The sequence below is a fragment of the Vibrio sp. 2096 genome (assembly GCF_033339595.1).
Taxonomy (GTDB): domain Bacteria; phylum Pseudomonadota; class Gammaproteobacteria; order Enterobacterales; family Vibrionaceae; genus Vibrio; species Vibrio alginolyticus.
The window spans coordinates 1-1088 of record NZ_JAWOUX010000099.1; the positions used below are offsets into that span (position 1 = coordinate 1).

The 1088-nt window shown below is 46.6% G+C and carries 1 protein-coding gene; it reads right to left on the minus strand.

The window, feature by feature from the left end; translation table 11 throughout:
* Positions 1 to 1088: AMP-binding protein (locus R7Q41_RS24330; protein WP_318144745.1), on the minus strand; the 1088-nt coding region annotated here is incomplete at both ends.

Below are 1088 nucleotides of genomic sequence, written 5' to 3' on the forward strand. Positions count from 1 at the left end.
GACCTTGTGGATTAAATACTTGCACATCAACGCCTAAGCCTGCGGATTGACATTCTCCTCGATAGACTGGTGATATCGGATTGCCTAATACAAAGCATCCGCAAATATCTGTGCCCCCAGCAATGGACGCTAAATGTACGTCTTCCTTTAAGTGCTCGTAAACGTAATCGAATTGCTCAGGATAAAGTACAGAGCCAGTTGAGCAAATCGTCTTGAGTGCGGGGAAAGCATCGGCTCTTTTCGGTGAGAATTGCGCTTTTTCAAGCGCTTCCAGATATTTAGCCGACGTACCAAACAAGGTCACGTCAGCATTTTGAGCAAGGTTCCACAGCACCTTGTGAGAAGGATAAACAGGGCTACCGTCAAAAATGACTAAGCACGCTCCGCTTGCAAGGGCGGAAACGTGCCAATTCCACATCATCCAACCACAGGTCGTGTAGTAAAAAACTCGATCGTTCGGTTGAATATCGCAGTGCAGTTGATGCTCTTTGACGTGATTCAGAATGGTGCCTCCGACCGAGTGCACGATGCATTTGGGTTTACCTGTCGTACCGGATGAATACAACACAAAGAGTGGGTCATTGAAGTTAACGCGAGTGTAGGTGAGGGGCTCAGGTGAGTATTGATTAAGCACGTTTTGCCAATCTTGGGTACAAACATCACATTCAAAGATGTGAGGCTTGAGATAGCTGATTTGGCATACTTGTTTGAGGCCATCGAGATGATCGGATATATGTTGGTTTTTTTCCGCCATGTCGAAAGTTTTGCCATTGAATGTGTAGCCATCACAAGTGAACAAAATTTTTGGTTTTACCTGTCCAAAACGTTCCAGCACACTTTCTACGCCAAAATCTGGCGAGGTTGACGTCCATGTCGCACCTAAGCTGGTGGTTGCCAACATCGCGATGACGGTTTGAGGAAGGTGCGGTAAGTAACCAGCAACAACATCGCCTTGTTTGATGCCACAATCCCTAAGCCACTGTTGAACACTCGAGACTTCATCACACAGCTGTTGCCACGTATAGGTCTGTCGTTCGTCGCGCTCATTTTCAAACCAGATGGCGAGCTCATGTGGTTTTTGATAAGCA